The 24635-nt window shown below is 68.4% G+C and carries 19 protein-coding genes; 7 read left to right on the forward strand and 12 right to left on the reverse strand.

Features of this window, described 5'->3' with window-relative positions:
- Positions 1-164: 164 nt before the first annotated feature.
- From PcP3B5_RS24375 to rlmF, 4 genes are all read left to right on the forward strand, one after another.
- The gene (locus PcP3B5_RS24375; RefSeq protein ID WP_061562627.1) at positions 165-1820 is read left to right on the forward strand and encodes a thiamine pyrophosphate-binding protein; all 1656 of its coding nucleotides are present in this window, start codon (positions 165-167) and stop codon (positions 1818-1820) included.
- A gap of 94 nt (positions 1821-1914) precedes the next feature.
- Positions 1915-3747, forward strand: a complete 1833-nt coding sequence (locus PcP3B5_RS24380; protein ID WP_061562628.1) for an SLC13 family permease — start codon at positions 1915-1917, stop codon at positions 3745-3747.
- Positions 3748-3764: 17 nt separating this feature from the next.
- Complete coding sequence (locus tag PcP3B5_RS24385) at positions 3765-4061, forward strand: winged helix-turn-helix domain-containing protein (protein ID WP_009616132.1); 297 nt, start codon at positions 3765-3767, stop codon at positions 4059-4061.
- A gap of 748 nt (positions 4062-4809) precedes the next feature.
- A complete protein-coding gene (gene rlmF / locus PcP3B5_RS24390) occupies positions 4810-5799 on the forward strand; it encodes a 23S rRNA (adenine(1618)-N(6))-methyltransferase RlmF (protein WP_061562629.1) in 990 nt (329 codons plus the stop codon).
- Here the strand turns inward: rlmF and PcP3B5_RS24395 are convergent, their stop codons facing one another.
- The 4 genes from PcP3B5_RS24395 to sbcD all read right to left on the reverse strand — a co-directional run bounded on the left by PcP3B5_RS24395 (position 5800) and on the right by sbcD (position 12275).
- Positions 5800-6342, reverse strand: coding sequence for a hydrolase (locus tag PcP3B5_RS24395; protein ID WP_043315924.1), 543 nt, complete (start codon positions 6340-6342; stop codon positions 5800-5802).
- A gap of 394 nt (positions 6343-6736) precedes the next feature.
- Positions 6737-7423, reverse strand: a complete 687-nt coding sequence (locus PcP3B5_RS24400; protein WP_203228526.1) for a Dps family protein — start codon at positions 7421-7423, stop codon at positions 6737-6739.
- 191 nt (positions 7424-7614) lie between these two features.
- Positions 7615-11055: an AAA family ATPase gene (locus PcP3B5_RS24405; RefSeq protein ID WP_061562630.1), complete on the reverse strand. Its 3441-nt coding sequence runs from the start codon at positions 11053-11055 to the stop codon at positions 7615-7617.
- The gene (sbcD, locus tag PcP3B5_RS24410; RefSeq protein WP_061562631.1) at positions 11055-12275 is read right to left on the reverse strand and encodes an exonuclease subunit SbcD; all 1221 of its coding nucleotides are present in this window, start codon (positions 12273-12275) and stop codon (positions 11055-11057) included. The genes PcP3B5_RS24405 and sbcD overlap by 1 nt, the downstream gene beginning before the upstream one ends.
- Before the next feature lie 106 nt (positions 12276-12381).
- On the opposite strand from sbcD, the gene PcP3B5_RS24415 reads away from it, so the two are divergent.
- Both PcP3B5_RS24415 and yejK read left to right on the forward strand, forming a co-directional pair.
- Positions 12382-13749: a TAXI family TRAP transporter solute-binding subunit gene (locus PcP3B5_RS24415; protein WP_061562632.1), complete on the forward strand. Its 1368-nt coding sequence runs from the start codon at positions 12382-12384 to the stop codon at positions 13747-13749.
- Positions 13750-13813: 64 nt separating this feature from the next.
- The gene (yejK, locus tag PcP3B5_RS24420; RefSeq protein WP_009616125.1) at positions 13814-14818 is read left to right on the forward strand and encodes a nucleoid-associated protein YejK; all 1005 of its coding nucleotides are present in this window, start codon (positions 13814-13816) and stop codon (positions 14816-14818) included.
- A gap of 430 nt (positions 14819-15248) precedes the next feature.
- On the opposite strand, the gene PcP3B5_RS24425 is transcribed toward yejK, so the two are convergent.
- From PcP3B5_RS24425 to PcP3B5_RS24435, 3 genes are all read right to left on the reverse strand, one after another.
- Positions 15249-16184 (reverse strand): glutathione S-transferase family protein, encoded by a 936-nt coding sequence (locus tag PcP3B5_RS24425; RefSeq protein WP_061562633.1) that lies wholly within the window; start codon positions 16182-16184, stop codon positions 15249-15251.
- A gap of 74 nt (positions 16185-16258) precedes the next feature.
- Complete coding sequence (locus tag PcP3B5_RS24430; RefSeq protein WP_061562634.1) at positions 16259-16558, reverse strand: GIY-YIG nuclease family protein; 300 nt, start codon at positions 16556-16558, stop codon at positions 16259-16261.
- Entirely contained in the window at positions 16555-17253 is a 699-nt protein-coding gene (locus PcP3B5_RS24435) for a glutathione S-transferase C-terminal domain-containing protein (RefSeq protein ID WP_061562635.1), read from the reverse strand. The genes PcP3B5_RS24430 and PcP3B5_RS24435 overlap by 4 nt, the downstream gene beginning before the upstream one ends.
- 260 nt (positions 17254-17513) lie before the next feature.
- Here PcP3B5_RS24435 and PcP3B5_RS24440 point away from each other — a divergent pair, with 260 nt between their 5' ends.
- Complete coding sequence (locus tag PcP3B5_RS24440) at positions 17514-18686, forward strand: IS4 family transposase (protein ID WP_061560270.1); 1173 nt, start codon at positions 17514-17516, stop codon at positions 18684-18686.
- A 328-nt stretch (positions 18687-19014) separates the two neighbouring features.
- Here the strand turns inward: PcP3B5_RS24440 and pcsA are convergent, their stop codons facing one another.
- From pcsA to PcP3B5_RS24465, 5 genes are all read right to left on the reverse strand, one after another.
- Positions 19015-19731, reverse strand: coding sequence for a phosphatidylcholine synthase (gene pcsA / locus PcP3B5_RS24445; RefSeq protein WP_099049080.1), 717 nt, complete (start codon positions 19729-19731; stop codon positions 19015-19017).
- A gap of 261 nt (positions 19732-19992) precedes the next feature.
- Positions 19993-20766 (reverse strand): amino acid ABC transporter ATP-binding protein, encoded by a 774-nt coding sequence (locus PcP3B5_RS24450; protein WP_009616120.1) that lies wholly within the window; start codon positions 20764-20766, stop codon positions 19993-19995.
- A 12-nt stretch (positions 20767-20778) separates the two neighbouring features.
- Complete coding sequence (locus tag PcP3B5_RS24455; RefSeq protein ID WP_043273078.1) at positions 20779-21876, reverse strand: amino acid ABC transporter permease; 1098 nt, start codon at positions 21874-21876, stop codon at positions 20779-20781.
- Between the two features lie 9 nt (positions 21877-21885).
- Positions 21886-23070, reverse strand: a complete 1185-nt coding sequence (locus PcP3B5_RS24460; RefSeq protein ID WP_043273080.1) for an amino acid ABC transporter permease — start codon at positions 23068-23070, stop codon at positions 21886-21888.
- Positions 23071-23188: 118 nt separating this feature from the next.
- Positions 23189-24217, reverse strand: a complete 1029-nt coding sequence (locus tag PcP3B5_RS24465; RefSeq protein WP_058487356.1) for an amino acid ABC transporter substrate-binding protein — start codon at positions 24215-24217, stop codon at positions 23189-23191.
- Positions 24218-24635 lie beyond the last annotated feature (418 nt).

A 24635-nucleotide genomic window follows, 5' to 3' on the forward strand; every position in this document is an offset into this window, starting at 1 on the left:
CATGATCCGCGCGGCCGAAGGGGCCGGTTGTCGCAGACGTCATTCCGGGGTGGAATGACTACCCGAAGAAAGCTCGCTTGGCGCGGCGCAGGCTTTGGGCCGAAGATCGACGCGCCAGCGCGGCCCGGAAAGCCGCCGTCCCGACTTCCACAGGAGCCCGCACCATGTCCGACCTCCCCGCCCGCAATGGCGGCCAGATCCTCGTCGAAGCCCTGCTGCGCAACGCGGTGGACACCGTCTATTGCATTCCCGGCGAAAGCTACCTGCCGGTGCTCGACGCCCTGCACGACGCGCGTTCGATCCGCACCATCGTCACCCGCCACGAAGGCGCCGCCTCGAACATGGCCGACGCCTACGGCAAGCTCACCGGGCGCCCGGGCATCTGCTTCGTCACCCGCGGGCCGGGTGCCACCCACGCGGCCAACGGCGTGCACACGGCGAAACAGGACTCCACGCCGATGATCCTCTTCGTCGGCCAGGTGGAAAGCGCCTTCAAGGGCCGCGAGGCGTTCCAGGAGGTGGACTACCGGCAGATGTTCGGCGGCCTGGCCAAGTGGGCCACGGAGATCGACGATATCCAGCGCATTCCCGAAGTGGTGGCCCAGGCCTTCGCCGTGGCCCAGTCCGGCCGCCCCGGCCCGGTGGTGGTCGCCCTGCCGGAGGAAGTGCTGTTCGGCACCGCGCAGGTGGCGGACGCGCCCGCCCCGCGCATTGCGCAGGTCGCCCCGCCGCTGGCCGCGCTGGAGGAGCTGCGCAGCCTGCTCGCCCGCGCCCGCAAGCCGCTGCTGGTGATCGGCGGCACCGGCTGGGACGAGGCCGGGCGCCGCGCCCTGCAACGCTTCGCCCGGGCCAACGAACTGCCGGTGGCGGCCTCGTTCCGCCGCCAGGACCTGTACGACAACCGCGACGAGCAGTACGTCGGCCAGCTCGGCTTCGGCGCCTCGCCCAAGCTCGCTGCGCGGGTGCGGGAGGCCGACCTGCTACTGGTGCTCGGCTCGCGCCTGAGCGAGACGCCCAGCGCCGGCTACACCCTGGTGCGCAGCCCGAAACCCGAGCAGACGCTGATCCACGTCCACCCCGACGCCAGCGAGCTGGGCCGCGTCTACCAGGCCGACCTGCCGATCCAGGCCAGCCTGCCGGCCATGGCCGCCGCCCTCGACGCCCTGGCGCCCCTGGAAAACCGCCCCTGGGCCGAATGGACCGCCGAGGCCCGCGCCGACTACCTGGCCTACTCCACCCCGCCGGCCAGCCCCGCCGAACTGCAGGGCGTGGACCTGGCCGCGGTGGTCGGCCACCTCGCCGAAACCCTTCCCGAAGACGCGGTAATCAGCAACGGCGCCGGCAACTACGCCGTCTGGGTACACCGCTTCTACCGCTACCGCGCCGCCCGCAGCCAGTTGGCGCCCACCAACGGCGCCATGGGCTACGGCTTCCCCGCCGCCATCGCCGCCAAGCTGCGCGAGCCGCAGCGCGAGGTGGTGTGCTTCGCCGGCGACGGCTGCTTCATGATGTACCCGCAGGAACTGGCCACCGCCGTGCAGTTCGGCGCCGCGCTGATCGTCATCGTGGTCAACAACGGCATGCTCGGCACCATCCGCATGCACCAGGAGCGCGAGTATCCGGGGCGCATCTCGGCCACCGAGCTGCACAACCCGGACTTCGTCGCCCTGGCCCGGGCCTTCGGCGCCCACGGCGAGCTGGTCGAGCGCACCGAGGACTTCGCCGCCGCCTTCCAGCGCGCCCGGGCCTGCGGCAAGCCGGCGCTGATCGAGCTGCGCACCGACCCACGGCAGATCACCCCGGTAGCACGGCTTTCCTGAAAACCGCCAAAGGCTTCGCTAAGCTGCATCGGATCAAGGCATTGCGCCCGTCGCCCGGGCACAATGCCCGCCGATTCGCCGGCTAAGGAAGCGCATGAATCCGCAACTGCTCTGGGTCCTGTTCCTGCTCGCCACCGCGGTGGCGCTGTTCGTCGTCAACCGGCCGCGCATGGACGTGGTCGCCCTGCTGGCCATGGTCGCCCTGCCGCTGACCGGCGTGCTGAGCGTGCAGGAAGCCCTGGCCGGCTTCGCCGACCCCAGCGTGGTGCTGATCGCCGCGCTCTTCATCATCGGCGAGGGCCTGGTGCGCACCGGCGTGGCCTACCGCATCGGCGAATGGCTGACGCACAAGGCCGGCAGCGACGAGACGCGCCTGCTGGTGCTGCTGATGCTGGCGGTGGCCGGGCTGGGCTCGGTGATGAGCTCCACCGGCGTGGTGGCGATCTTCATCCCGGTGGTGCTCAGCGTCGCCGGGCGCCTGAACGTCTCGCCGGCGCGGCTGATGATGCCGCTGAGCTTCGCCGGGCTGATCAGCGGCATGCTCACCCTGGTGGCCACGCCGCCGAACATGGTGGTGCACAGCGAACTGGTGCGCGAGGGCGAGCCGGGCTTCGGCTTCTTCAGCTTCACCCCCATCGGCCTGGTGATCCTGGTCCTGGGCGTGGCCTACATGCTGGTGGCCCGGCGCTGGCTCGGCGATAACCACGACGGCCCCGGCAACGCCGCGCAGCGCCGCTCGCTGCGCGACCTGATCCGCGACTACCAGTTGGCCGGGCGCGAACGCCGGCTGCGCATCCGCGCCGACTCCACGCTGGCCGGCATGACCCTCGGCGACGTCCAGCTGCGCACCGAGCGCGGCACCAACGTGATCGCCATCGAGCGCCTGGCGCGCTTCCGCCTGAAGATCCTCAGCCCCGGCGCCGACGTGGTGCTGCAGGTCGGCGACGTGCTGCTGGTGGACATCTACCAGCCGGGCATCGACCTGCTCGCCCTCTACCACGAATACGGCCTGGAGCCGCTGAGCCTGCACGGCGACTACTTCACCGAGCGCGCCCACGAGGTGGGCATGGCCGAGGTGACGCTGCCGCCGGAGTCCGCGCTGCTGGGCAAGAGCATCCTGCAGCTGGGCTTTCGCAGCCAGTACGGGCTCAATGTGGTGGGCCTGCGGCGCAACCGCGAAGCCGTGGTCGACGGCCTGCTGGACGCCAAGCTGAAGGTCGGCGACACCCTGCTGGTGGTGGGCGCCTGGAAGGACATCCGCCAGCTCCAGGGCCAGGGCCGCGACTTCCTGGTGCTGAGCCTGCCGGCGGAGGTGGACGAGGCCGCGCCGGCGGCCAGCCAGGCGCCCCACGCGCTGCTGAGCCTGGGGGTGATGGTGCTGCTGATGGTCAGCGGCCTGGTGCCCAACGTGCTGGCCGCGCTGATCGCCTGCCTGCTGATGGGCGCCTTCCGCTGCATCGACATGGACAGCGCCTACCGCGCCATCCACTGGCAGAGCCTGGTGCTGATCGTCGGCATGCTGCCCTTCGCCCTGGCCCTGCAGAAGACCGGCGGCATCGACCTGGCGGTGCAGGCCCTGGTGGCGGCCCTGGGCGGCGCCGGGCCCTACCTGATCCTCGCCAGCCTGTTCCTGCTCACCGCGCTGATCGGCCTGTTCATCTCCAACACCGCCACCGCCGTGCTCATGGCGCCGGTGGCCATCGCCACCGCCAGGGCCCTGGGCGCCCAGCCGGAACCCTTCGCCATGATAGTGGCGCTGGCCGCCTCGGCGGCCTTCATGACGCCCATCTCCTCGCCGGTGAACACCCTGGTGCTGGGCCCCGGGCACTACCGCTTCGGCGACTTCGTCAGGGTCGGCGTGCCCTTCACCCTGCTGGTGATGATCGTCAGCGTGTTGCTGGTACCCTGGCTGCTGCCGCTGTATTGACCGAACAAGGAAAGCCCATGGAAGTGAGCAAGACCAAGAGCAGTTTCTACCGCCGCCTGTACGTCGCCTGGCTGGTGCACAGCGGCCAGGCCAGCAGCGTGCCGGCGCTGATGGAAGCCACCGGCATGCCCCGGCGCACCGCCCAGGACACCCTGGCGGCGCTGGCCGACCTGGACATCGACTGCGTGTTCGAACAGCACGCCGGAGAGCGCAACAACGCCGGGCACTACCGCATCCGCGACTGGGGCGCCATCGACCCGCGCTGGATCGAGGCGAACCTGGGCAAGATCAAGGCGACTCTGGAATACCCCTGAATCCGCCTTGTAGGAGCGGACCTTGTCCGCGATAGCCGGACATATCGGCGCGGTTCGCGGATGAGATCCGCTCCTACGCCGCCCCACCCACGCCATCCCCATGTAGGAGCGCGCCCTGCGCGCGAATCGCGGGCAGGGCCCGCTCCTACAGGTTGCCGGGGAGCACGGCATTCCTCCCCCGTAGGAGCGGACCTTGTCCGCGATAGCCGGGGGTATCGGCGCGATTCACGGATGAGATCCGCCTACGCTACCCCACCCACGCCATTCCATGTAGGAGCGCGCCCTGCGCGCGAAATCGCGGGCAGGGCCCGCTCCTACAGTTCCAGGGACGCACGGGCGTAAGCGGACCTTGTCCGCGATAGCCGGAACTATCGGCACGATTCGCGGATGAGATCCGCTCCTACGCCGCCCCACCCACGCCATTCCCCTGTAGGAGCGCGCCCTGCGCGCGAATCGCGGGCAGGGCCCGCTACGTTTCCAGGAAAGCACGGTCGTAGGAGCAACTGTCTTGCGCCGAGGTGCTTTTCGTAGGATGGGTTGAGCTTGCGATACCCATGCTGCCGGGGTGATGGGTATCGCTCCGCTCAACGCCATCCTACGAAAAGCCGTGCTTCCTGGAACCGTAGGACCTTGTCCGCGATAGCCGGACGTCCCGGCGCGGTTCGCGGATGAGATCCGCTCCTACGAGAAGCAGAAGGCGCGCTTCTGTGGGAAAATCGCCCTCCGCTCTCCTGCCCTGCCGCCCGCCATGCCCAAGCCGCCGAAACGCCCCGCCAAGCCGCAACCGCTGCGCGATCCCGCCGCGAAGAAGCCCGACCTGCTGCACCCGCGTAACCGCCACCAGGGGCGCTACGACTTTCCCAGCCTGATCGCCGCCAGCCCCGAGCTGGGCGAATACGTGATCACCAACCCCTACGGCAAGCCCAGCATCGACTTCGCCGACCCGCAGGCGGTGCGGGTGTTCAACCGCGCGCTGCTCAAGGCGCAGTACGGCATCGGCCACTGGGAAATCCCCGCCGACTTCCTCTGCCCGCCGATCCCCGGCCGCGCCGACTATGTGCACTACCTGGCCGACCTGCTGGCCGAGGACAACGAAGGCCGCGTGCCGCGCGGGCCCGGCGTGCGCGTGCTGGACATCGGCGTCGGGGCCAACTGCATCTACCCGCTGATCGGCCACCGCGACTACGGCTGGCGCTTCCTCGGCGCCGACATCGAACCCGCCGCCCTGGCCTCGGCGCACAACATAGTGCTGGGCAACCCGGGCCTGACCGAGGCCATCGAGCTGCGCCAGCAGAGCGAGCCGCAGCACATCTTCCACGGCCTGCTGCACGCCGACGAACGCTTCCACGCCAGCCTGTGCAACCCGCCGTTCCACGCCTCCCCCGAGGAAGCCCGCGCCGGCAGCCGGCGCAAGTGGAAGAACCTCGGCAAGCTCGACCCCTCGCGCAAGCTGCCGCTGCTGAACTTCGGCGGGCAGAGCAACGAGCTGTGGTGCGAGGGCGGCGAGATCGCCTTCCTCAAGCGCATGGCCAGCGAAAGCCGCGAAGTGGCGCAGCAGGTGCAGTGGTTCAGCTCGCTGGTGTCCAAGGCCGGCAACCTCGACGACTTCCGCCGCGCCCTGAAGAAGGCCGGCGCGCTGCAGGTGCGCACCCTGGACATGGCCCAGGGGCAGAAGCAGAGCCGCTTCGTCGCCTGGACCTTCCTCGACGCCGAGGCGCGCGCCGCCTGGTACCCCTGACTAGCGGATGAACTCGCGGCTGACGGCGCGGAAGGTCTCGCTGCCGGCGCGCTCCAGCCATTCGAAGGCGACCATCTCGCGGTTGACGATCACCGCGCCGGCCTGGCGCATGCGCTCCAGGGCCAGGGCCTTGTCCTCCGGGCGCCGCGAGCCGACCGCCTCGGCCACCACGTAGACCTCGCGGTCCTCGGCCAGCAGGCCGAGCACGCTCTGCAGCACGCAGACATGGGCCTCGGTGCCACACACCACGAACTGCCGGCGCTCACCGCCGGGCAGTTGCAGCAGACCCGGGTCGGCCACCGCGGAGAAGGCGATCTTCTCCAGGATGGCCGCGGCCGGCAGGTGCTCGCGCAGCTGCGCCAGGGTCGGGCCCAGGCCCTTGCTGTACTGCTCCGTGGCCAGCACCGGCACGCCCAGGCGCTGCGCCACGGCCAGCAGCCAGGCGCTGTGCTGCAGCAGCGCCTCGGCGTCGTGGATGGCGGGGAACAGGCGTTCCTGGATGTCGATGAGGAGGAGGGTCGAGGTGGGGGCGTGGAGCAGCATGGGGAGTCTCCTGGGGTAGCGTTCTTCTTTTTCGGCTTGCTGTGTGGGGGTGTCAACCGGGAAAGCAGGTCGACACAAATGCAGGGAAGAGAATGAGCGAAGGTGAAGCGCTGGAGCGACGTCTAGTCCGCTCCCTCTCCCCAGCCCTCGGCTGCGCGCCCCGCCCTGAAGGGAGAGGGGGCTTGTCCGTGCCGAGAAAAGGCTTGGTTTCAGCCGGCAGTCTCTGTGTGGCCGGCTGACTCCAAAGCATCAGCATCTGCCCAACGGTCCCCTCTCCCTTCAGGGAGAGGGTTAGGGAGAGGGAGCCACACCCACAAGCCACGCAGAAACCTCCCCTCGCGCCCAAGAAAAAGGCCCCTGCAAAAGGGGCCCTCCTCTCTTCAGCCATGCACCCTCAATGCCCCGTCACATCCCCGCGGCGGCTGGTCTCGAAGAGGAACCAGGTGCGCTGCTCGGTCTCGTCGATCCAGTTCTCGATGAGGCTGGCGGTGGCGATGTCGTGGTACTCGTCGCACAGATCGTGGACTTCGCGCATGTAGGCGGTCAGCGACTTGTTGTCTTCCTGCAGCTCGGCCAGCATGTCCAGCGGCTGGACGAACTCGGCGTCGTTGTCGGCGATGCGCTTCAGGCGGCCGATGTGGCCGATGGAGCGGATGGTGTTGCCGCCGATCTTGCGCACGCGCTCGGCGATCGGGTCGGTCATGGCGAAGATTTCGGTGGCCTGGTCGTCCAGCAGCAGGTGGTAGTCGCGGAAGTGCGGGCCGCTCACGTGCCAGTGGAAGTTCTTGGTCTTCAGGTACAGGGCGAAGACGTCGGCCAGCAGGCGGCTCAGGGCCGCGCTGAGGTCGCGGGTGGCGTCCTTGGACAGGTCCGACGGGGTCGCCAGGGCCGGTGCGCGGCGCGGTGCCGGCTTGGCCGCGGCGGCGGGCTTGGCGGCAGCCGCCGGTTTGGCGGCGGGTTTCTTCGCTGCCGGCTTCTTCGCCGCGGCAGGTTTGGCAGCGGCCGGCTTGGCCGCAGCCGGCTTGCTGGCGACGGTCTTGGGTGCAGCGGGTTTCTTCGCAGTGGCTGCGGTTTTCTTCATCTCGATCACCTCAAGGGGTCTTGTGGATGCCGCCCCTGTGCGTGCCGAAACTGGCGGTCCGGGACGAGCCTGACGCACTCCCTGCGTTATTCCTCTCACGGCCAAGAGTGCGCTCTTGAGCCTACCTCGCCGCGCTTCGATTGCAAGTCGTCGCGCCGCCCAACGTGCGGCGCAATGACGCCGGGCAAGGCTCAGGATTGCACGGCGAAGCACGCGTCGAGGCGGCTGTACCCCATACCGACACCTTTGTGCACCTTGAGTTGCACGGGGATGCGTTCCTTGAGCGCCTCGACGTGGCTGATCACGCCGATGCTCTTGCCGCTGGCGTTGAGGCTGTCGAGGGCGTCCAGCGCCACTTCCAGGGTCTCGCCGTCGAGGGTGCCGAAGCCTTCGTCGAGGAACAGCGAGTCGATGCTGGTTTTGTGGCTGACCAGGTCGGACAGCGCCAGGGCCAGCGCCAGGCTGACCAGGAAGCTCTCGCCGCCGGAGAGGGTGCGGCAGTCGCGGGCGACATCGCCCTGCCAGGTGTCCACTACCTCCAGTTCCAGCTCGCCGTCGCTGCGCCGCGCCAGTTGGTAGCGGCCGTGCAGGCGCTGCAGTTGCCGGTTGGCCAGGTGCACCAGGTGGTCGAGGGTCAGGCCCTGGGCAAAGCGCCGGTACTTGGCGCCATCGGAGGAACCGATCAGGCCGTTCAGGCGCTGCCAGAGATCGTGGTGCGCCTCTTGCGCGGCAATCTCGGCGAACAGCGCCTGCTGGCTGGCGCGGCGGGCGTCGTCGCCTTGCAGTTGCGCGCGCACTTCGCCCTGGCGCTGGCCCAGTTCGCGCAGCTGGGTGGCGAGGGCCTGCAACTGCTCGTCGAGGGCCGCCAGCTCCAGTTCGCCCAGCGGTTGCGCGCGCAGTTGGCGCTCGGCTTCCTCGGCGGCGACGCGCAACGCCACGGCTTCGGTCAACGCGGTGTCCAGGCGCGTCTTGAGTTCGCCCAGGCGCTGGCGCTCGCCATCTTCCAGCAACGCGGCGAGGAAGGCCGCCAGGTCGGCGAACGGGCTTTCAGCTAACCCCTGCTGCCAGGCTCGCTCGCATTCGGCCAGAGTCGTGCGCGCCTGCTCCAGGTGCGCGGCAAGGCTCTGCTCGCGGCCGAGCAGCGCATCGGCCTGGCGCTGCGCCGCCTGTAGGGCCGCCTCCGCCGCTTGCAGGGCCTGTTGTGGCTGCGCCTCGGGCTCCAGCTCCGGCAATGCCGGCTCGCCACTGGCGCTCCAGCGTTCGCGCCATTGCCCGGCCTGCGCTTCGGCTTCCTGCAACAGGCGCCGGGCTTCGCGCTCGGCCTCCTGCAGTTGCTGGTCCCGTTGCTGGGCCTGCTGCCAGGCGCGCCATTCGCCTTCGCGCTCGGCCAGCCAGGCTGCGCCTTGCTCGGGCAAGGCGGCGGCGAAACCGTCGAGGCTGGCCAGCAGTTCGGCGGCCTGGCGTTCGGCCTGGGTTTGCAGTTGCTCCAGGCGTTGCTGCTGTTCCGCCTGGCGCTGCTGTGCGTTGTCCAGGTCACGACGCAGCAGGGCCTCCTGCTGCAGCGCGGCCGCATGGCTGCGCTCGGCGCTCTCGCGGGCACTCGCGGCCTGCTGCAACTCGCCCTTGAGCGCATCGAGCGCCGCCAGGCATTCCTGCAGGTCGGCCAGGGCCTGTTCCTGGGCCTGGCGGATCGCGGCCAGGCCGGCGGCATCCTCGATGGCGAGGTTCTGTTCGGCCGACTGGCTCTGCCATTGGGCATCGAGCTGGTGCAGTTGTTCGCGCAGTTGCTCCAGCTGTTGCCGGGCCTGTGCTGCCTGGGCCGTCACGTCGGAGAGTTCGTCGCGCAGCGCCACGCCGTCGCTTTCCAGAGCGGCCAGGGCCGCGCGGCATTCATCGAGGGCGCGGCGCGTCTGCGACACGTCCAGCGCCTGGTAGCTGGCGATGGCCGGGTGTTCGTGGGAGCCGCACAGCGGGCAGGCCTCGCCGGGCTGCAACTGTGCGCGGTAGGCCTCCAGGGCCTGGATGCGCTGCTCCTGCTCCAGCAGCTTCTCCTTGTCGGCGACCTGCTGCTTCAGCGTCTTGTAGCGCTCGCGCAGTTCGGCGATTGCGGCTTCCTTCTGCGCCTGGCGTTGCTGCAGCGAGTCGAGCTGGGGTTGCAGGCGGGCAGCCTGCGCGTTGGCCTGTTCGCGGCTCTGCGCCAGCTGTTGCAGGCGGTCCAGCGCCCTGCCCTGTTGCTGCAACTGCTGCCAGCGCTCGCGCAGGGCGCTTTCGCCGGCGCCTTGCAGCAGGGACTGCAAGCGCGCCTGCTGCTGCGCCTCGGCCTGGCGCGCCGCGTCCAGCGCCTGCCCGGCGCCGGCCAGGGCCTGGCCCTGGGCGGTGAGCTGGCCGTGCAACGATTGGATGGCGGAGGCTTCCTGCTCCAGGCGTGCGCGGGCGCCCTGCAGTTCGCCGCCGAGCTGTTCGCGCTGGACGAATTGCGCGCGCCAGCCCCCCAGCAGTTCGCCCAGGCGGGCGCGTTGCGGGTGCGCGGCGAGCTGCGCCTGCACCTCGTGGCGCTGCGTTGCGAGTTCATCGATGGCGCGCTGGCGCTGCCCCGCCCACTGCTCGCTGTACTGGCTGGCCTGCCACAGGCTGCGCACGGCCTGCTCGGCGCAGTCCCGCTGCTGGCGTCGCAGGTCCGCCAGGCCGGTTTCGTCCCGCTCCAGCGCCTGGCGCGCCTGTTGCCAGGCCCCATGCAGGGGCTGCAGGCGCGCCGCCGGCTCGCTGGCAGCCAGGCGCTGCAGGTCGGGAGTTGCCTGGAGCAGGGCATCGCGGGCCTGCTGCTCCCGCGCGGCGGCCTGCTGGTGCTGCTGTTCGGCACGGGAAAGGTCCTCGCGCCAGCGGCGCTGGGCCTGCAGTTCGGCCTGGCGCTGGAGCAGCGGGGCTTCCTCGGCCAGCAGGCGTGCAGCCTCGGCCTGCAACTCGCCGCGCTGTTCCTCGCTGAGCAGCTCCATGCCTTCGGCACGGCTCTTCAGCAGCTCCAGATCGTTCTGCGCCGCCTTGCTGCGCTCGTACACGCGCTGGGAAATCAGCCCGTAGATCTCGGTGCCGGTGAGTTCTTCCAATAGTGCCGCGCGGTCGTTGGCGCTGGCTTCGAGGAAGGCGGCGAAACCGCCCTGGGCCAGCAGCATGGACTTGGTGAAGCGGCCGAAGTCGAGGCCGGTGAGCTGCTCGGTCTGGCGCAGCTTGTCGTTGATCTTGTCGGTGAGGATTTCCCCCTCGCCGCCGGCCGCCTCGATGCGCGCCAGTTCCACCTTGGGCGCCTGCAGCGCGCCGTCGACCTTGTCGCGGGCCCGGCGCTGGCTCCAGAAGGCGCGGTAGCGGCGGCCCCTGACCTCGAACTCGACCTCGGCGAGGCAGTCGGCGGTGTGCCGCGTCATCAGCTCGTTGCCGCTCTGCGACAGCGTGTTCATGCGCGGCGTGCGGTGGTACAGGGCCAGGCAGATGGCGTCCAGCAGGGTGGTCTTGCCGGCGCCGGTAGGCCCGGTGATGGCGAACAGGCCGTTGCCGGCGAAGGGCTCGGCGGCGAAGTCGATCTTCCACTCGCCCTTGAGCGAGTTGAGGTTCTTCAGGCGCAGGCTGAGGATGCGCATCAGGCTTGCTCCTCCCGCAGTTCGGCGACCACCTGGCGGTACAGCCCGGCCAGTTCCTGGCGCAGCGGCGGCGCCAGGTCCTCGGCGTCCAGGCGTTGTTCGAAGACGTCCTCGGCGGAGAGTTCGTCGAGGGTCTCGCGCGCCTCGCCGAACAGCCCCACCTGCTGGCTACCACGTTCGCGGCGGGTGCGCAGCACTTCCACCGGCAGTTCCTCGCAGAGCTTCTCCAGGCGCGCCTGCAGGTCGTTCAGGTAGTCGTCGCTGCGCACCAGCACTTCCACCCACACCGGCCGTTCCGGCGTGCCCAGGCTGGCGGCTTCGGCCAGCGCCGCGGGCAGGCTGTCGAGGTCGCCGGCCAGCGACTGCAAGGGCTGGAAGCAGGGCACGGCCAACGGCGTCACCGCGCGCAGGCCGCTTTCGTCGAGGTCCACCAGCAGCACCTCCTTGGCCTGCCGCGCCTCGTCGAAGCTCAGGGCGATGGGCGAGCCGCAGTAGCGGATGTGCTCCAGGCCGCCGACCTTCTGCGGCCGATGGATATGCCCCAGGGCGATGTAGTCCGCCGCCGGGAAGGCGCTGGTGGGGAAGGCTTCCAGGCTGCCGACGTAGATTTCCCGCACCGACTCGCTGGCGCTGGCGCCGACCGTGGTCAGGTGCCCGGTGGCGACTATCGGCAGCTTGCCACCGAGTTCGGCACGCTTGGCCTCGGCCAGGGCGAACAGTGCCTGATAGTGCGCCTGGATGCCCTGTTGCAGGGCCAGCTGCTTGTCCTGGGCGCTCTGCCCGGCCTGGCTGGCCAGCAGGTCGCGCGGGCGCAGGAAGGGAATGGCGCAGAGCACCGCGCCCGGCGTGCCGTCGCGTTGCGGCAGCACCAGCAGTTGCCGGTCGAGGTCGGCGCCGGCGGCGGCGATCACCCGCGTGCCGAGCACCGCCAGCAGCTCGCGGGATTCCTCCAGCATGGCCACCGAGTCGTGGTTACCGCCCAGCACCACCAGGCTGGCGCCGGTCTCGCGCAGTTCGACGATGAAGCGGTTGTACTGCTCGCGGGCGTAGCTGGGCGGCGCGCCGGTGTCGAACACGTCGCCGGCGATGATCACCGCATCCACCGCGTGCTCGCGCACGCGCTCCACCAGCCAGCGGCAGAAGGCGCGGTGTTCGGCCTCGCGGCTCTTGCCCATGAAGTGCTGGCCGAGGTGCCAGTCGGAAGTGTGGAGGATGCGCATGCGCCTGCTGTCCCGCTGTCTGATCCAGCCGGCGATGATACCCGCTTCCGGGGTGCGCCCGCGCCAGGCTGGCTATCCTGAAGGAACGCCGGCCGGGAATCAGACCATGCAACGCCTGCTCAACATGCTCCGCGACCTCGCCATCCTGGTGCGCGCCAACCTGTGGATAGTGCCCGTGCTGGCCGCCCTGGTGGCCGCGGTCTTCTACTTCGTCGCGCCGCCGCCGCCGATGAGCGCGACCCTCGCCACCGGCGCCCCCGACGGCGGCTACGCGGCCTTCGGCGAAAAGTTGCGGGCCGAGCTGGCCGAACAGGGCTTCGAGCTGAAGCTGGTGCCCAGCGCCGGCTCGCGGCAGAACATGGACCTGCTGCTGGACGAGCACAGCGGCGTGGACATCGCCCTGGTGCAGAGCGGCCAGGAACGCCAGCTCGCCGCCGGGCAACGGCAGCGCCTGCAAACCCTCGGCGCCATGTTCCAGGAGCCGCTGTGGCTGTTCCAGCGCCGCGACGTGCACATCGACCGCATCGCCGACCTGCTGCCCCTGCGCGTGGCCCTGGGCAGCCGCGGCAGCGGCACCGAGGCGATCACCGCGGCCATCCTGCAGGCCAACGGCATCAAGGATGAGCAGCACCCCGCCGGCTGGCAGGCCAGCGGTGGCGATAGCGCCGCCGACGCGCTGCTGGCCGGCAGCCTGGACGCCGCCTTCTTCGTCGGCCCGGCGGACAACCCGCTGATCCAGCGCCTGGCCGCCAGCGATCAACTGCTGCTGGCCGGCTTCCGCCGCGCCGACGCCTACGAGGCGCGCCTGCGCTTCCTCAAGCGCCTGGAGGTGGGCGAAGGCCTGCTGAACCTGGAACACAACGTGCCGCACCGCAACCTGACCACCCTGTCGCCGGTGGCCACCCTGGTGATCAACGAGCGTTTCCACCCGGCGCTGACGCCGCTGATCCTCCAGGCCGCGCGCCAGGCGATGCGCCAGGGCAGCCTGCTCGACGCCCCCGGCGCCTTCCCCGCCGCCGAGCCGCGCACCCTGCGCCTGAACGAGGACGCCGAGCGCTACTACAAGAGCGGCCTGCCGCTGCTGCAGCGCTTCCTGCCGTTCCGCATCGCCTCCCTGGCCGACCGCTACATCATCCTGCTGATCCCCTTCATCGCCATCCTCATCCCGCTGTTCAAGTCCATCGGCCCGCTGTACCGCTGGCGCATCCGCGCACGCATCTACCGCTGGTACCGCTACCTGCGGGAAATCGACCGGCGCCTGGACGAGCACACCGGCAGCGCGGAACTCAGCCGCGAGATCGAGCGCCTGGAGAGCCTGGAGGCCGAGCTGTCGCGGGTGGAGGTGCCGCTGTCGTACTACAACGAGCTGTACGAGCTGCACCTGCACCTGAACTACGTGATCCGCCGCCTGCGCCAGCTGCGCCGCAACCGCCGCGAGCGCGACGGCGAGGCGCCGCTGGACAAGGCCGGGTGAGCGTGGCGCGTCGCGCTCGGGTAAACTGGCGGCTTTGCCACCATCGTCCAGAGCCGAGCCCGAGATGCCGATTCGTCACGCCATCGTCCACCTGATCGACAAGAAGCCCGACGGCAACCCCGCCACGTTGCACGCGCGCGACGCCGAACTGGGCGACTCCCAGGCCATCGAGAACCTCATGGCCGACCTCAACGAAAGCTACAACGCCAAGCCGAACAAGGCCTGGGGCCTGTTCCAGGAAGAGTCCGGCGCCTACCCGTTCAGCGGCTGGCTGGCCGAGTACCTGGACGGCGGCAAGGACTTCGTCGCCTTCAGCCGCCAGGCCGTGGAGCACCTGAAGAGCCTGATGGAGGAGTCCAACCTCTCCACCGGCGGCCACGTGCTGTTCTGCCACTACCAGCAGGGCATGACCGACTACCTGAGCATCGCCCTGCTGCACCACAGCGAGGGCGTGGCGGTGACCGAGGCCCTGGAAGTGGCGCCCTCGCGCCACCTTGACCTGGGCCAGTTGCACATGGCGGCGCGGATCAACTGCTCGGAATGGCGCAACAACAAGGCCTCCAAGCAGTACATCTCGTTCATCAAGGGCAAGGGCGGCAAGAAGGTCTCGGACTACTTCCGCGACTTCATCGGCTGCCAGGAAGGCGTCGACGCCCCCAGCGAGACGCGCACCCTGCTCAAGGCCTTCAGCGACTACGTGGAAAGCGAGGACCTGCCCGAAGAGCAGGCCCGCGAGAAGACCGACACCCTGGTCGACTACGCCACCAGCCAGGCGCGCCTGGGCGAGCCGATGGCCCTGGACGCGCTCTCCGAGCTGATGGACGACCAGGCGCCGCGGGCCTTCTACGACTACATCCGCAACAAGGACTACGGCCTGGCCCCGGAAATCCCCGCGGACAAGCGCACCCTCAACCAGTTCCGCCGCTTCACCGGTCGCGCCGAGGGCCTGTCGATCAGCTTCGAGGCGCACCTGCTGGGCAGCAAGGTGGAGTACGACGAGGAGCGCGACATGCTGATCATCCGCGGGTTGCCGACGCAGCTGCACGACCAGCTCAAGCGCCGCAAATAACCGCGAATCGCGGACGGAGTCCGCTCCTACGTTTCCAGGAAGCACGGTCGTAGGAGCAACTGTCTTGCGCCGAGGTGCTTTTCGTAGGATGGGTTGAGCTTGCGATACCCATGCTGCGGAGTGATGGGTATCGCTCCGCTCAACGCCATCCTACGAAAAGCCGTGCTTCCTGGAACCGTAGGACCTTGTCCGCGATAGCCGGACATTCCGGCGCGATTCGCGGATGAGATCCGCTCCTACGCGCGCCCACCCACGCCATTCCCCGTAGGGCGCATAACGCCTACGGCGTTATCCGCCGTTGTCCCGGCTGTAGGAGCGGGCCCTGCCCGCGATTCGCGCGCAGGGCGCGCTCCTACAAGGGAATGGCGTGAAGGGAATGGCGTGGCTGGCGCTTTTCGGGCCAAAGGCCAAGGGCCGTGGCTCCTGCGTTTCAGCGTGCCTCGACGGCGAACCCCAGCCGCGGGAAGTGCACATGCACCACCCCGGCGCGCGGGTCCTCGCGGCGCAGGATCAGTTCCTCGCTGCCCACGTGCAGCAGTTCCCCCTCCACCGGATCGACGCCGTAGTCGGTCGCCGCGATGGCCACCCGCTGGCCGGCCCGCAGGCCGTTGGCGTCGCTGAACGGCTCGTCCGGCAGCGCCGCCGGCTGGCTGTCGCGGGCCACGGCGATGGCTTCCTCGCCGCTCATCTCGCTGTGCGCGCCATGGCCGAAGCCGAGCACCCGGCCCAGCCAGGCCACCACCGACGGGTAGGCGTCCACCAGCGGCGAGGTCACCGGAGTGGCCTTGACGAACCAGAGCACGTGGGCGACGGCGAAATCCGCCACGGACGGCTCGCCGAACAGGAAGTCGCCCTCCTCCCGCGCCAGTTGCTGCTCCAGCCGCGCCATGAACACCGGCCATTGCTGCCGCGCCTGCTCGGCCGGCAGGCGCGCGGCGCTGCCGCCGCTGAACAACTGGCTGCGGTCGGCGACGAAGGCCTTGAGGAATTCCGGCGGCAGCTTGCCGAAGCGCACGGCGATGGACTCGGGCTGGAACACCAGGCTCACGCCGTGCTGGAACAGCACCGAATCGGCCCAGGCGGCGAAGGCGGCAACAGTGAATTCCTGGCCCTCGGGGAACAGCGCCGGGGTGGCCTTCTCCTGCTCCAGGCGGCGGGCGATCAGCGCGGTGTCGCAGTAGACGTCGGCGCCCACCTGCAGCACCGGCGTCTTGCGATAGCCGCCGGTGAGCGCCAGCAGGTCGGGCTTGGGCATGATCGGCGGGATCAGCACCGAGCGCCACGACAGCTGCTTGAAGCCCAGCAGCAGGCGGGCCTTCTCGGCGAAGGGGGAAGTCGGGTAGTGGTGAAGGATCAGCTCGGACATGCGGGGCTCCGTTGGCCGGCGTTGAGGGCCTTCCAGCTTACCCCGCCGCGGCGCGCGGTCCTACCCGGTCGAAGCTATGGACGGCTATCCGCCGCGCTGATGGCCAGGGCCGCGCCGGCCAGCGCCAGGCGCTCCTTGGCCGGCTTGCCCAGGGCCTTGATCGCCCGCTCGCGGCGCAGCGCCTCGCCCTTGCCGGCGCAGGCCTCGACGTATACCAGCGCCTGCGCCGGGCTGGAATGGAAGAAGCGCGCGCCACGCCCGCTGCAGTGCGCCTCGAAGCGCCGCTGCGGGTCGTCGCTGATGCCGCAGTAGAGCGCGCCGTTGGCGGCGCGCACCAGGTAGACGAACCAGGGCTTGGGCTCGGCCTGGGTCATGTCCAGACCCGCTGCTGCATGCGTTCGCAGTAGCCGACCAGGCGCTCGTATTCGCGCGCCATGTGGTTGAGGGGGGTTTCCAGGGTGCACAGCACCAGGTTGGCGAGTATCCCGTAGGCCGCGGCATCGGCGCTGCAGGGCTGGGCGCCGCCGAAGTACGGCAGGTCGCCGAGCATGCCGTCGAGGGCGTCGAGGTCCTGGCGGGCGAAGCTCAGCAGTTCCTCGCGGCTGTGGGCGGTCAGGCCGCGGCCACGCATCTCGCCGCGGATCTTGCGGCGCACCAGCGCGCCGACCACCGGCCGCAGCGGCGCCGGGATGCCGCGCAGCAGCACCGGGGCGACCTGGCGCCAACCGTCCTCCTCCAGCCAGCGGAAGTACACCAGCAGCGGCGCCAGGTGCTCGTCGCACAGCCGCGTGATCGACACCGCCCAGCCACGCCCGCGGGCATCGAGGCCGGCGTCCAGGTCCAGGGCGAAGCGCTGCTGCAGGTCGTGGATGATGATCTCGGTATCGGCGACGGTCTGCCCCTCGACCTTGATGAAAGGCAGCTTGCCCTTGGGCCCCTTGCGCGGGTCCGTCACGTGCTGCACCTGGTATTCCAGCCCGGACAGGCGCAGGAAAGTCTCCAGCTTCAGGCAGAAGGGGCTGACGTTGGGCACATTGAAGGCCGGGGGGAACTGGAACAGGGTGATCATGGCGAGGCTTCCTGCGCGGGCTCGCCTGGTATTTAAGCGCATGCCAGGCGCCGCGGCGAGCCCTGTCGGAGTGCTATCAGACATGACCGGGTTCGCCGGGTGGCTCGGGTGCCGCCTCCGTAACGGTTCTGAAACCCGTCATTCCCGCGAACGTACACTACTGTCCGGAATATTTTCGAGGGGGCGTCTGGAGGGCTTGCGGGGGCTGAAGGCACGGGTTAAACCGTTGAGCGCCAACTCAACCTCACAGCCCCCGCAAGATGTTCAGGATAAGCCGTTTTCACGATGTACTAAAAGCGCTGCCTCGCGGCGTCTTCGATCGACTGGTCGCCGAACACGGCGCCGACAAACACAGCAAGCGCTTTGGCAGTTGGGATCACCTAGTCGCCATGGTGTATGCCCAACTGGCCGGCGTGAGCAGCCTGCGGGCGCTTGAAACCAGCTTCAACAGCCATCCCCATCAGCACTATCACCTGGGGACGGGCCCGATCCGGCGTTCCACCCTGGCCGATGCCAACGAACGCCGTAATACCGAGGTCTTCGCCCAGGTTGCGCACTACCTGATGGCGGGCGTCTGCCGGCAGTTACGCCGTGACGGGAAGGAACTGCTGTACCTGCTGGACTCCACCACGATCACCCTCAAGGGCCCTGGCTTCGACGAATGGACGCTGTCCAATCGAACCCGCTCCCAGGGGCTGAAAGTCCATGTGCTGTATGCCGAGCAGGCGGCAGCACCGGTGCATTGCAGCTTCAGCGCAGCCAACGTCAACGACATCGACGAAGGCCGGACGCTGGGTATCGAGCCACAGGCCACCTACGTATTCGACAAGGGCTATTACGACTTCAACTGGTGGGCGAGCCTGGATGCCCAGAAGGCCCGCTTCGTCACACGATTCAAGTCCAATGTGCGGCTCAAGGTCCTGGCCCAGCGCGAGGTTCCCCAGCAAGACCGGGAAACGATCCTGCGAGACGAAGAGGTGAGCTTCTCCAACCGCAACCCAGGTGGCCGACGGCGTAATCACTACACCCAGCCCCTGCGGCGGATCCTGGTGAACCGCCCAGGCGATGAGCCGCCTCTGAGCCTGGCGACCAACGACCTGAGCAGCCCGGCGGCAGAAATCGCCGAGCGCTATCGGGATCGCTGGCGGATCGAGCTGTTTTTCAAATGGATCAAGCAACACCTGAAGGTCAGGCGTTTCCTGGGCCGTAGCGAGAATGCCGTGCGCATCCAGATTCTCTGTGCGCTGATCAGCTACTTGCTGCTGAACCTTTACCAACGCAGGACGGGAACGCGGCAAAGCCTGTGGATGCTGATGGTGGAGGTACAGGCAACGCTGTTTCAGCGCCCAGGCCTGGAGGCCGAACGTTACCGACGACGGCAGGAGCGAATACGCGAGATCAACCTGCGTCAGGGGCAGCTGTTAATAGCATGAGGCGTGCCGGACAGCAGTGCGCGAACGTAGGGCGTATGAGCGTTCACGGTTATCCGCCCTTGGTCGTGCCACCGGGGCGTCCGGCGTGGCCGGGGAATCCAATCGCGGACAGAGTCCGCTCCTACGCCGCCCAACCCACGCCATTCCAATGTAGGAGCGCGCCCTGCGCGCGAAATCGCGGGCAGGGCCCGCTCCTACACCTTCCAGCAAATATGACACCCCGTAGGATGGGTTGAGCTTGCGAAACCCATCCTACGAAGAGCCATGCTCGCTCATGCCATAGGAGCGGACTCCGCCCTGCGATGAAACCGGAACGCCCCGCCCTGCCTCAGTTGAACCACTCCATGGCCGTGCGCCAGACACACACGCCGACGAAATACGCCGAAGCCACGAACCACAGCCACAACAGCCAGGTCTGGTCCACCGGCTGCTGCAGGATCAGCAACGCGCTGCTGAACATCCAGACGAAGGTCACCGCGATGTTCAGCGGCATGAACTGGCGCACCCGGAAAGGGTGCAGGAACTTCATCCGCGTCAGCGTCAGGGCCGCCAGCACCAGCACCGTGACCAGGCTCACCCACGGGCCGGGCCCGAGGACGAAGAAATACACCGCCACCACGTTCCAGGCCGCGGGGAAGCCGACGAAGTAGTTGTCCTTGCTCTTCATGTTCACGTTGCAGAAGCAGAACAGCGAGGACACCAGGATGACGCCGACGATCGCCAGCTCGCTGTGCACCGGCAGCGGCACGTAGCGGTAGATGAAGATCGCCGGGATGAACACGTAGGTGAGGTAGTCGATCACCAGGTCCAGGGTGGAGCCGTCGAAGTGCGGCAATACCGCCTTGACGTCGAACTTGCGCGCCAGGGTGCCGTCCAGGCCGTCCACCAGCAGGGCCGCGCCCAGCCACAGCAGGCAGGCCTGCGGGCGGTTGTCGACCAGCGCGAGCAGCGCCAGCAGGGCCAGGATGACGCCGCTGGCCGTCACCGCGTGGGCGCTCCAGGCCTTGGCTTTGCTCAGGTTCAACGGAGTGAGGGTCAGGTTCACGGCGCTTCTCTTCAGTCAGGCGGCAGTGCGAGCTATTTCAACGTATAGCCCATCCGTGGGTTTCCACAGGATGCTCCTGGGTATCGGAACACCGATCCGACGGCCGAGTTCAGCCGGCCGGCCTTGGTGGGCGTGGAAAAGGCCAGGATACGCCGAAGCGCACCCGCAGCGCCAAGGGCGCTGACGAGCGTAGGACGGCTTTGCGACGGCTTTCGGACGCCAGGGATGCGGCGCGGCCCGCGGGGGCCGCGCCGCGCGGGCTCAGTGGATGATCTGGCTGAGGAACAGCTTGGTGCGGTCGGATTGCGGGTTGTCGAAGAACTGGTCCGGCGGCGCCTGTTCGACGATCTCGCCCTTGTCCATGAAGATCACCCGGTTCGCCACGGTGCGGGCGAAGCCCATCTCGTGGGTCACGCAGAGCATGGTCATGCCGCTCTGGGCCAGGCCGATCATGGTGTCCAGCACCTCCTTGACCATTTCCGGATCGAGCGCCGAGGTGGGTTCGTCGAACAGCATGATCTTCGGCTTCATGCACAGCGCCCGGGCGATGGCCACGCGCTGCTGCTGGCCGCCGGAGAGCTGCCCGGGGAACTTGCTCGCCTGCTCGGGGATGCGCACCCGCTCCAGGTAGTGCATGGCCACTTCCTCGGCCTCGCGCTTGGGCATCTTGCGCACCCACATCGGCGCCAGGATGCAGTTCTGCAGCACGGTCAGGTGCGGGAACAGGTTGAAGTGCTGGAACACCATGCCGACCTCGCTGCGGATCGCCTCGATCTGCTTGAGGTCGTTGGTCAGCTCGGTGCCGTCGACGATGATGCTGCCCTGCTGGTGCTCCTCCAGGCGGTTGATGCAGCGGATGGTGGTGGACTTGCCCGAACCGGACGGGCCGCAGAGGACGATGCGTTCGCCCTGGCGCACGGTGAGGTTGATGTCCTTGAGCACGTGGAACTGGCCGTACCACTTGTTCACGCCCTTCATCTCGATCATCACGTGATCGCCGATGGCCGGGACGGTCTTGTTGCTGGCTTCAGACATGATGACGAACTCCTAACGCTTGTGGCCGGTGTCCAGCTTGCGCTCCAGGTGCATGGAGTAGCGGGACATGCCGAAACAGAAGACCCAGTAGACCAGCGCGGCGAACACGTAGCCCTCGGTGGACATGCCCAGCCAGGCCGGGTCCGCGGTGGCGCGCTTGATGCTATTCAGGAAGTCGAACAGACCGATGATGATCACCAGGCTGGTGTCCTTGAACAGCGCGATGAAGGTGTTGACGATGCCGGGGATCACCAGCTTCAGGGCCTGGGGCAGGATCACCAGGCCCATCATCCGCCAGTAGCCCAGGCCCATGGCCGCGGCCGCCTCGTACTGGCCCTTGGGGATGGCCTGCATGCCGCCGCGGACCACCTCGGCGATGTAGGCGGCCTCGAACAGCACCACCATCACCATGGCGCGCAGCAGCTTGTCGAGGTTCATGCCCTCGGGCAGGAACAGCGGCAGCATCACCGAGGACATGAACAGCACGGTGATCAGCGGCACGCCGCGCCAGAACTCGATGGTGGTGACGCACAGGACCTTGATCGCCGGCATCTTCGAGCGCCGCCCCAGGGCCAGCAGGATGCCCAGCGGCAGCGCCCCGGCGATGCCCACGGCGGCGATCACCACGGTCAGCATCAGGCCGCCCCACTGGCTGGTGGGCACGTTGTCCAGGCCGAGGAAGCCGCCGTGCAGCAGCCAGTAGGACACCAGCGGCAGCGCCAGCAGGTAGGCCAGGCCGTACTTGAGCTTGTGCTGGAACTGGCGCAGGAACAGCGGCGCGGCGCCGACCACCACCAGCAGCACGTTGAGGTCCACCCGCCAGCGCAGCGCCTCGGGGTAGAAGCCGTACATGTACTGGCCGAGGCGGGTGCTGATGAACACCCAGCAGGCCCCCTCGCGGCTGCAGTCGGCGCGGCTCTCGCCGACCCAGTCGGCCTTGAACACGGCCCATTCCAGCAGCGGCGGGACGATCAGCCAGATGACGTAGAGCCCGACCAGGGTCAGCAGGGTGTTGATCCAGCTGGAGAACAGGTTGGCGCGCAGCCAGCCGATGACCCCGACGCTGAGCGCCGGCGGCGGCAGATCGGGCTTGAAGGTATGGTTTGCCATGGCGTCCCCCTAGCGTTCGATCAGCGCGATGCGCTTGTTGTACCAGTTCATCAGCAGCGAGATGCTCAGGCTGATGGCCAGGTACACGCTCATGGTGATGGCCATGGTCTCGATGGCCTGGCCGGTCTGGTTGAGCACGGTGCCGGCGAACAGCGAGACCATGTCCGGGTAGCCGATGCCGGCGGCCAGCGAGGAGTTCTTCGCCAGGTTCAGGTACTGGCTGGTCAAAGGCGGCACTATCACCCGCAGCGCCTGCGGGATGATGATCAGCCGCAGCGTCTGCCCGGGGCGCAGGCCCAGGGAGCCGGCGGCCTCGGTCTGGCCGTGGCTGACCGCCTGGATGCCGGCGCGCACCGTCTCGCCGATGAAGGCGGCGGTGTAGATCGACAGCGCCAGGACGATGGACACCAGCTCCGGGATCACCACCCAGCCGCCGCGGAAGTTGAAGCCCTGCAGCACCGGCACGTCCCAGTGCACCGGCACGCCGGCCACCAGGATGGTCAGCGCCGGCAGCACGATCAGCGTGGCCAGGCCCGTGAGGAACACCGGGAAGGTCTTGCCGGTGGCGTGGCGGCGCACCTTGGCCCAGCGCCAGAGCACGGCCCAGGCGACGATGGCCAGGAGGACGGCGATGAGGAACGCCGGCAGCGCCTCGGTGGCCACCGGCGCCGGCATCTGCATGCCGCGGTTGTTGAAGAACAGCAGGCCGCCGACGCTCAGGCTCTGCCGCGGCCCGGGCAGCTGCGCGAGCACGGCGAAGTACCAGAAGAAGATCTGCAGCAGCGGCGGGATGTTGCGGAAGGTCTCGATGTACACCGTGGCGATCTTGCGCACCAGCCAGTTCGGCGACAGCCGGGCCACGCCGAGGACGAAGCCGATGATGGTCGCCAGGACGATGCCGATCACGGTCACCAGCAGGGTGTTGAGCAGGCCGACGAAGAACACCCGCCCGTAGGTGTCGGACTCGCTGTAGTCGATCAGGTGCTGGGAGATGCCGAAGCCGGCGCTGTTGCCCAGGAAGCCGAAGCCGGACTGGATGCCGCGGTGGGCGAGGTTGGTCTGGGTGTTGTCGAAGAGGAACCAGCCGAACGCCACCACGGCGACGACGGCGATGATCTGGAAGGCCCAGGCGCGCACGGCCGGGTCGCTGAGCGACAGGCCGCGCGGGCGCCGGGCTTTGACGGAATTCTGCATGTAAGCCCTCTCGCAGGCCGCCCCGGCGGGCACGGGGCTACGCCCGTGACCGCGCGGGGGACCTCACGTCGTTCGAAACAGGGCCCGCGCCCAGGATCCGGGCGCGGGCTGTGGGAGGTCAGCGCACCGGCGGTGCGTACTGCAGACCACCCTTGTTCCACAGGGCATTGAGGCCGCGCTTGATCTTCAGCTCGCTGCCTTCGCCGACGTTGCGCTCGAAGATCTCGGCGTAGTTGCCGACCTGCTTGACGATCTGCACCGCCCAGTCCTTCGGCAGCTTCAGGTCCTTGCCGTAGTCGCCCTCGGCGCCCAGCAGGCGGTTGATGTCGGGGTTCTTCGAGGACTTGGCCATCTGCTCGACGTTCTTCGAGTCGATCCCCAGCTCCTCGGCGTTGAGCATGGCGAACAGCGTCCAGCGGACGATGTCGAACCATTCCTCGTCGCCCTGGCGCACGGCCGGGCCGAGGGGCTCCTTGGAGATCACTTCCGGCAGCACCACGTAGTCGTCCGGCTTGGCCAGCTTGATGCGCTGCGCGTAGAGCTGCGACTGGTCGGAGGTGAGCACGTCGCAACGTCCGGATTCCAGCGACTTGGCGCTTTCGTCGGAGGTGTCGTAGGTGATCGGGGTGTACTTGAGGTTGTTCGAGCGGAAGTAGTCGGACAGGTTCAGCTCGGTGGTGGTGCCGGCCTGGATGCACACGGTGGCGCCGTCCAGCTCCTTGGCGCTGCTCACGCCGAGCTTCTTGTTCACCAGGAAGCCCTGGCCGTCGTAGTAGGTCACGCCGGCGAAGTTCAGGCCCATGGCGCTGTCGCGGGAACTGGTCCAGGTGGTGTTGCGCGAGAGCACGTCGATCTCGCCGGACTGCAGCGCAGTGAAGCGCTCCTTGGCGGTCAGCGGAGTGAACTTGACCTTGCTGGCGTCACCGAAGACCGCGGCGGCGATGCCATGGCAGACATCGACGTCGATGCCCTTGTAGACCCCCTTGGAATCGGCATAGGAGAAGCCCGGCAGGCCGTCGCTGATGCCGCACTGCACGAAGCCCTTCTTCTTCACCGCGTCCAGGGTGGCGCCGGCCTGGGCCAGGCCGCTGAGCCCGAGGACGCTCAGAGCGGTCAGCACCGCCAGTGTGGATTTCACCATCTTCATCGATCACCTCCAGTTTGCTTTTATTCGTGTTGGAGTCCCGGCCCACTCGCCCTTGTGAGGCGCCGCACGGTCTGCTCCGGACCTTGCATTGAAGTGGAAACCTTAGGTCAGTCTAGCCGGCTCTGCGGATACGTCCCGCACCACCGCCCGGGCTGCCCGCTCGCGGATGACGCGAGCCGGACGTATTGCGGGGGCCGCCCTCACCTCGGCGGCCTGTTCAATGGGCTGCCCGCCCCGCCGACGGCACTGGTTTCCGGATGGGGGTCGGATAGAGTGTTACGCCGGCGGGACGGATCGCAGCCTGGTGCCTGAGTTAGCAAGGGCCGTACCAGAATGCCTCCCGCCCCCCGTTTCGGCGAAGGTCAAGTCGATAAGTTATGGCAAAGCGACATCCTTTTCGCAGATTCGCCGATCCTTT

This window comes from Pseudomonas citronellolis (assembly GCF_001586155.1).
Taxonomy (GTDB): Bacteria; Pseudomonadota; Gammaproteobacteria; order Pseudomonadales; family Pseudomonadaceae; genus Pseudomonas; species Pseudomonas citronellolis.

Excerpts from the sequence above, each read along its gene's own strand:
- PcP3B5_RS24380 (WP_061562628.1), top strand. The coding sequence starts at position 1,915 with ATGAATCCGCAACTGCTCTGGGTCCTGTTCCTGCTCGCCACCGCGGTG.
- PcP3B5_RS24440 (WP_061560270.1), top strand. The coding sequence starts at position 17,514 with ATGTTCAGGATAAGCCGTTTTCACGATGTACTAAAAGCGCTGCCTCGC.
- PcP3B5_RS24395 (WP_043315924.1), bottom strand. The coding sequence starts at position 6,342 with ATGCTGCTCCACGCCCCCACCTCGACCCTCCTCCTCATCGACATCCAG.
- PcP3B5_RS24385 (WP_009616132.1), top strand. The coding sequence starts at position 3,765 with ATGGAAGTGAGCAAGACCAAGAGCAGTTTCTACCGCCGCCTGTACGTC.
- PcP3B5_RS24465 (WP_058487356.1), bottom strand. The coding sequence starts at position 24,217 with ATGAAGATGGTGAAATCCACACTGGCGGTGCTGACCGCTCTGAGCGTC.
- rlmF (WP_061562629.1), top strand. The coding sequence starts at position 4,810 with ATGCCCAAGCCGCCGAAACGCCCCGCCAAGCCGCAACCGCTGCGCGAT.
- PcP3B5_RS24405 (WP_061562630.1), bottom strand. The coding sequence starts at position 11,055 with ATGCGCATCCTCAGCCTGCGCCTGAAGAACCTCAACTCGCTCAAGGGC.
- PcP3B5_RS24450 (WP_009616120.1), bottom strand. The coding sequence starts at position 20,766 with ATGTCTGAAGCCAGCAACAAGACCGTCCCGGCCATCGGCGATCACGTG.
- PcP3B5_RS24455 (WP_043273078.1), bottom strand. The coding sequence starts at position 21,876 with ATGGCAAACCATACCTTCAAGCCCGATCTGCCGCCGCCGGCGCTCAGC.
- PcP3B5_RS24400 (WP_203228526.1), bottom strand. The coding sequence starts at position 7,423 with ATGAAGAAAACCGCAGCCACTGCGAAGAAACCCGCTGCACCCAAGACC.
- PcP3B5_RS24435 (WP_061562635.1), bottom strand. The coding sequence starts at position 17,253 with ATGATCACCCTGTTCCAGTTCCCCCCGGCCTTCAATGTGCCCAACGTC.
- PcP3B5_RS24460 (WP_043273080.1), bottom strand. The coding sequence starts at position 23,070 with ATGCAGAATTCCGTCAAAGCCCGGCGCCCGCGCGGCCTGTCGCTCAGC.
- sbcD (WP_061562631.1), bottom strand. The coding sequence starts at position 12,275 with ATGCGCATCCTCCACACTTCCGACTGGCACCTCGGCCAGCACTTCATG.
- PcP3B5_RS24415 (WP_061562632.1), top strand. The coding sequence starts at position 12,382 with ATGCAACGCCTGCTCAACATGCTCCGCGACCTCGCCATCCTGGTGCGC.
- yejK (WP_009616125.1), top strand. The coding sequence starts at position 13,814 with ATGCCGATTCGTCACGCCATCGTCCACCTGATCGACAAGAAGCCCGAC.
- PcP3B5_RS24430 (WP_061562634.1), bottom strand. The coding sequence starts at position 16,558 with ATGACCCAGGCCGAGCCCAAGCCCTGGTTCGTCTACCTGGTGCGCGCC.
- PcP3B5_RS24375 (WP_061562627.1), top strand. The coding sequence starts at position 165 with ATGTCCGACCTCCCCGCCCGCAATGGCGGCCAGATCCTCGTCGAAGCC.
- PcP3B5_RS24425 (WP_061562633.1), bottom strand. The coding sequence starts at position 16,184 with ATGTCCGAGCTGATCCTTCACCACTACCCGACTTCCCCCTTCGCCGAG.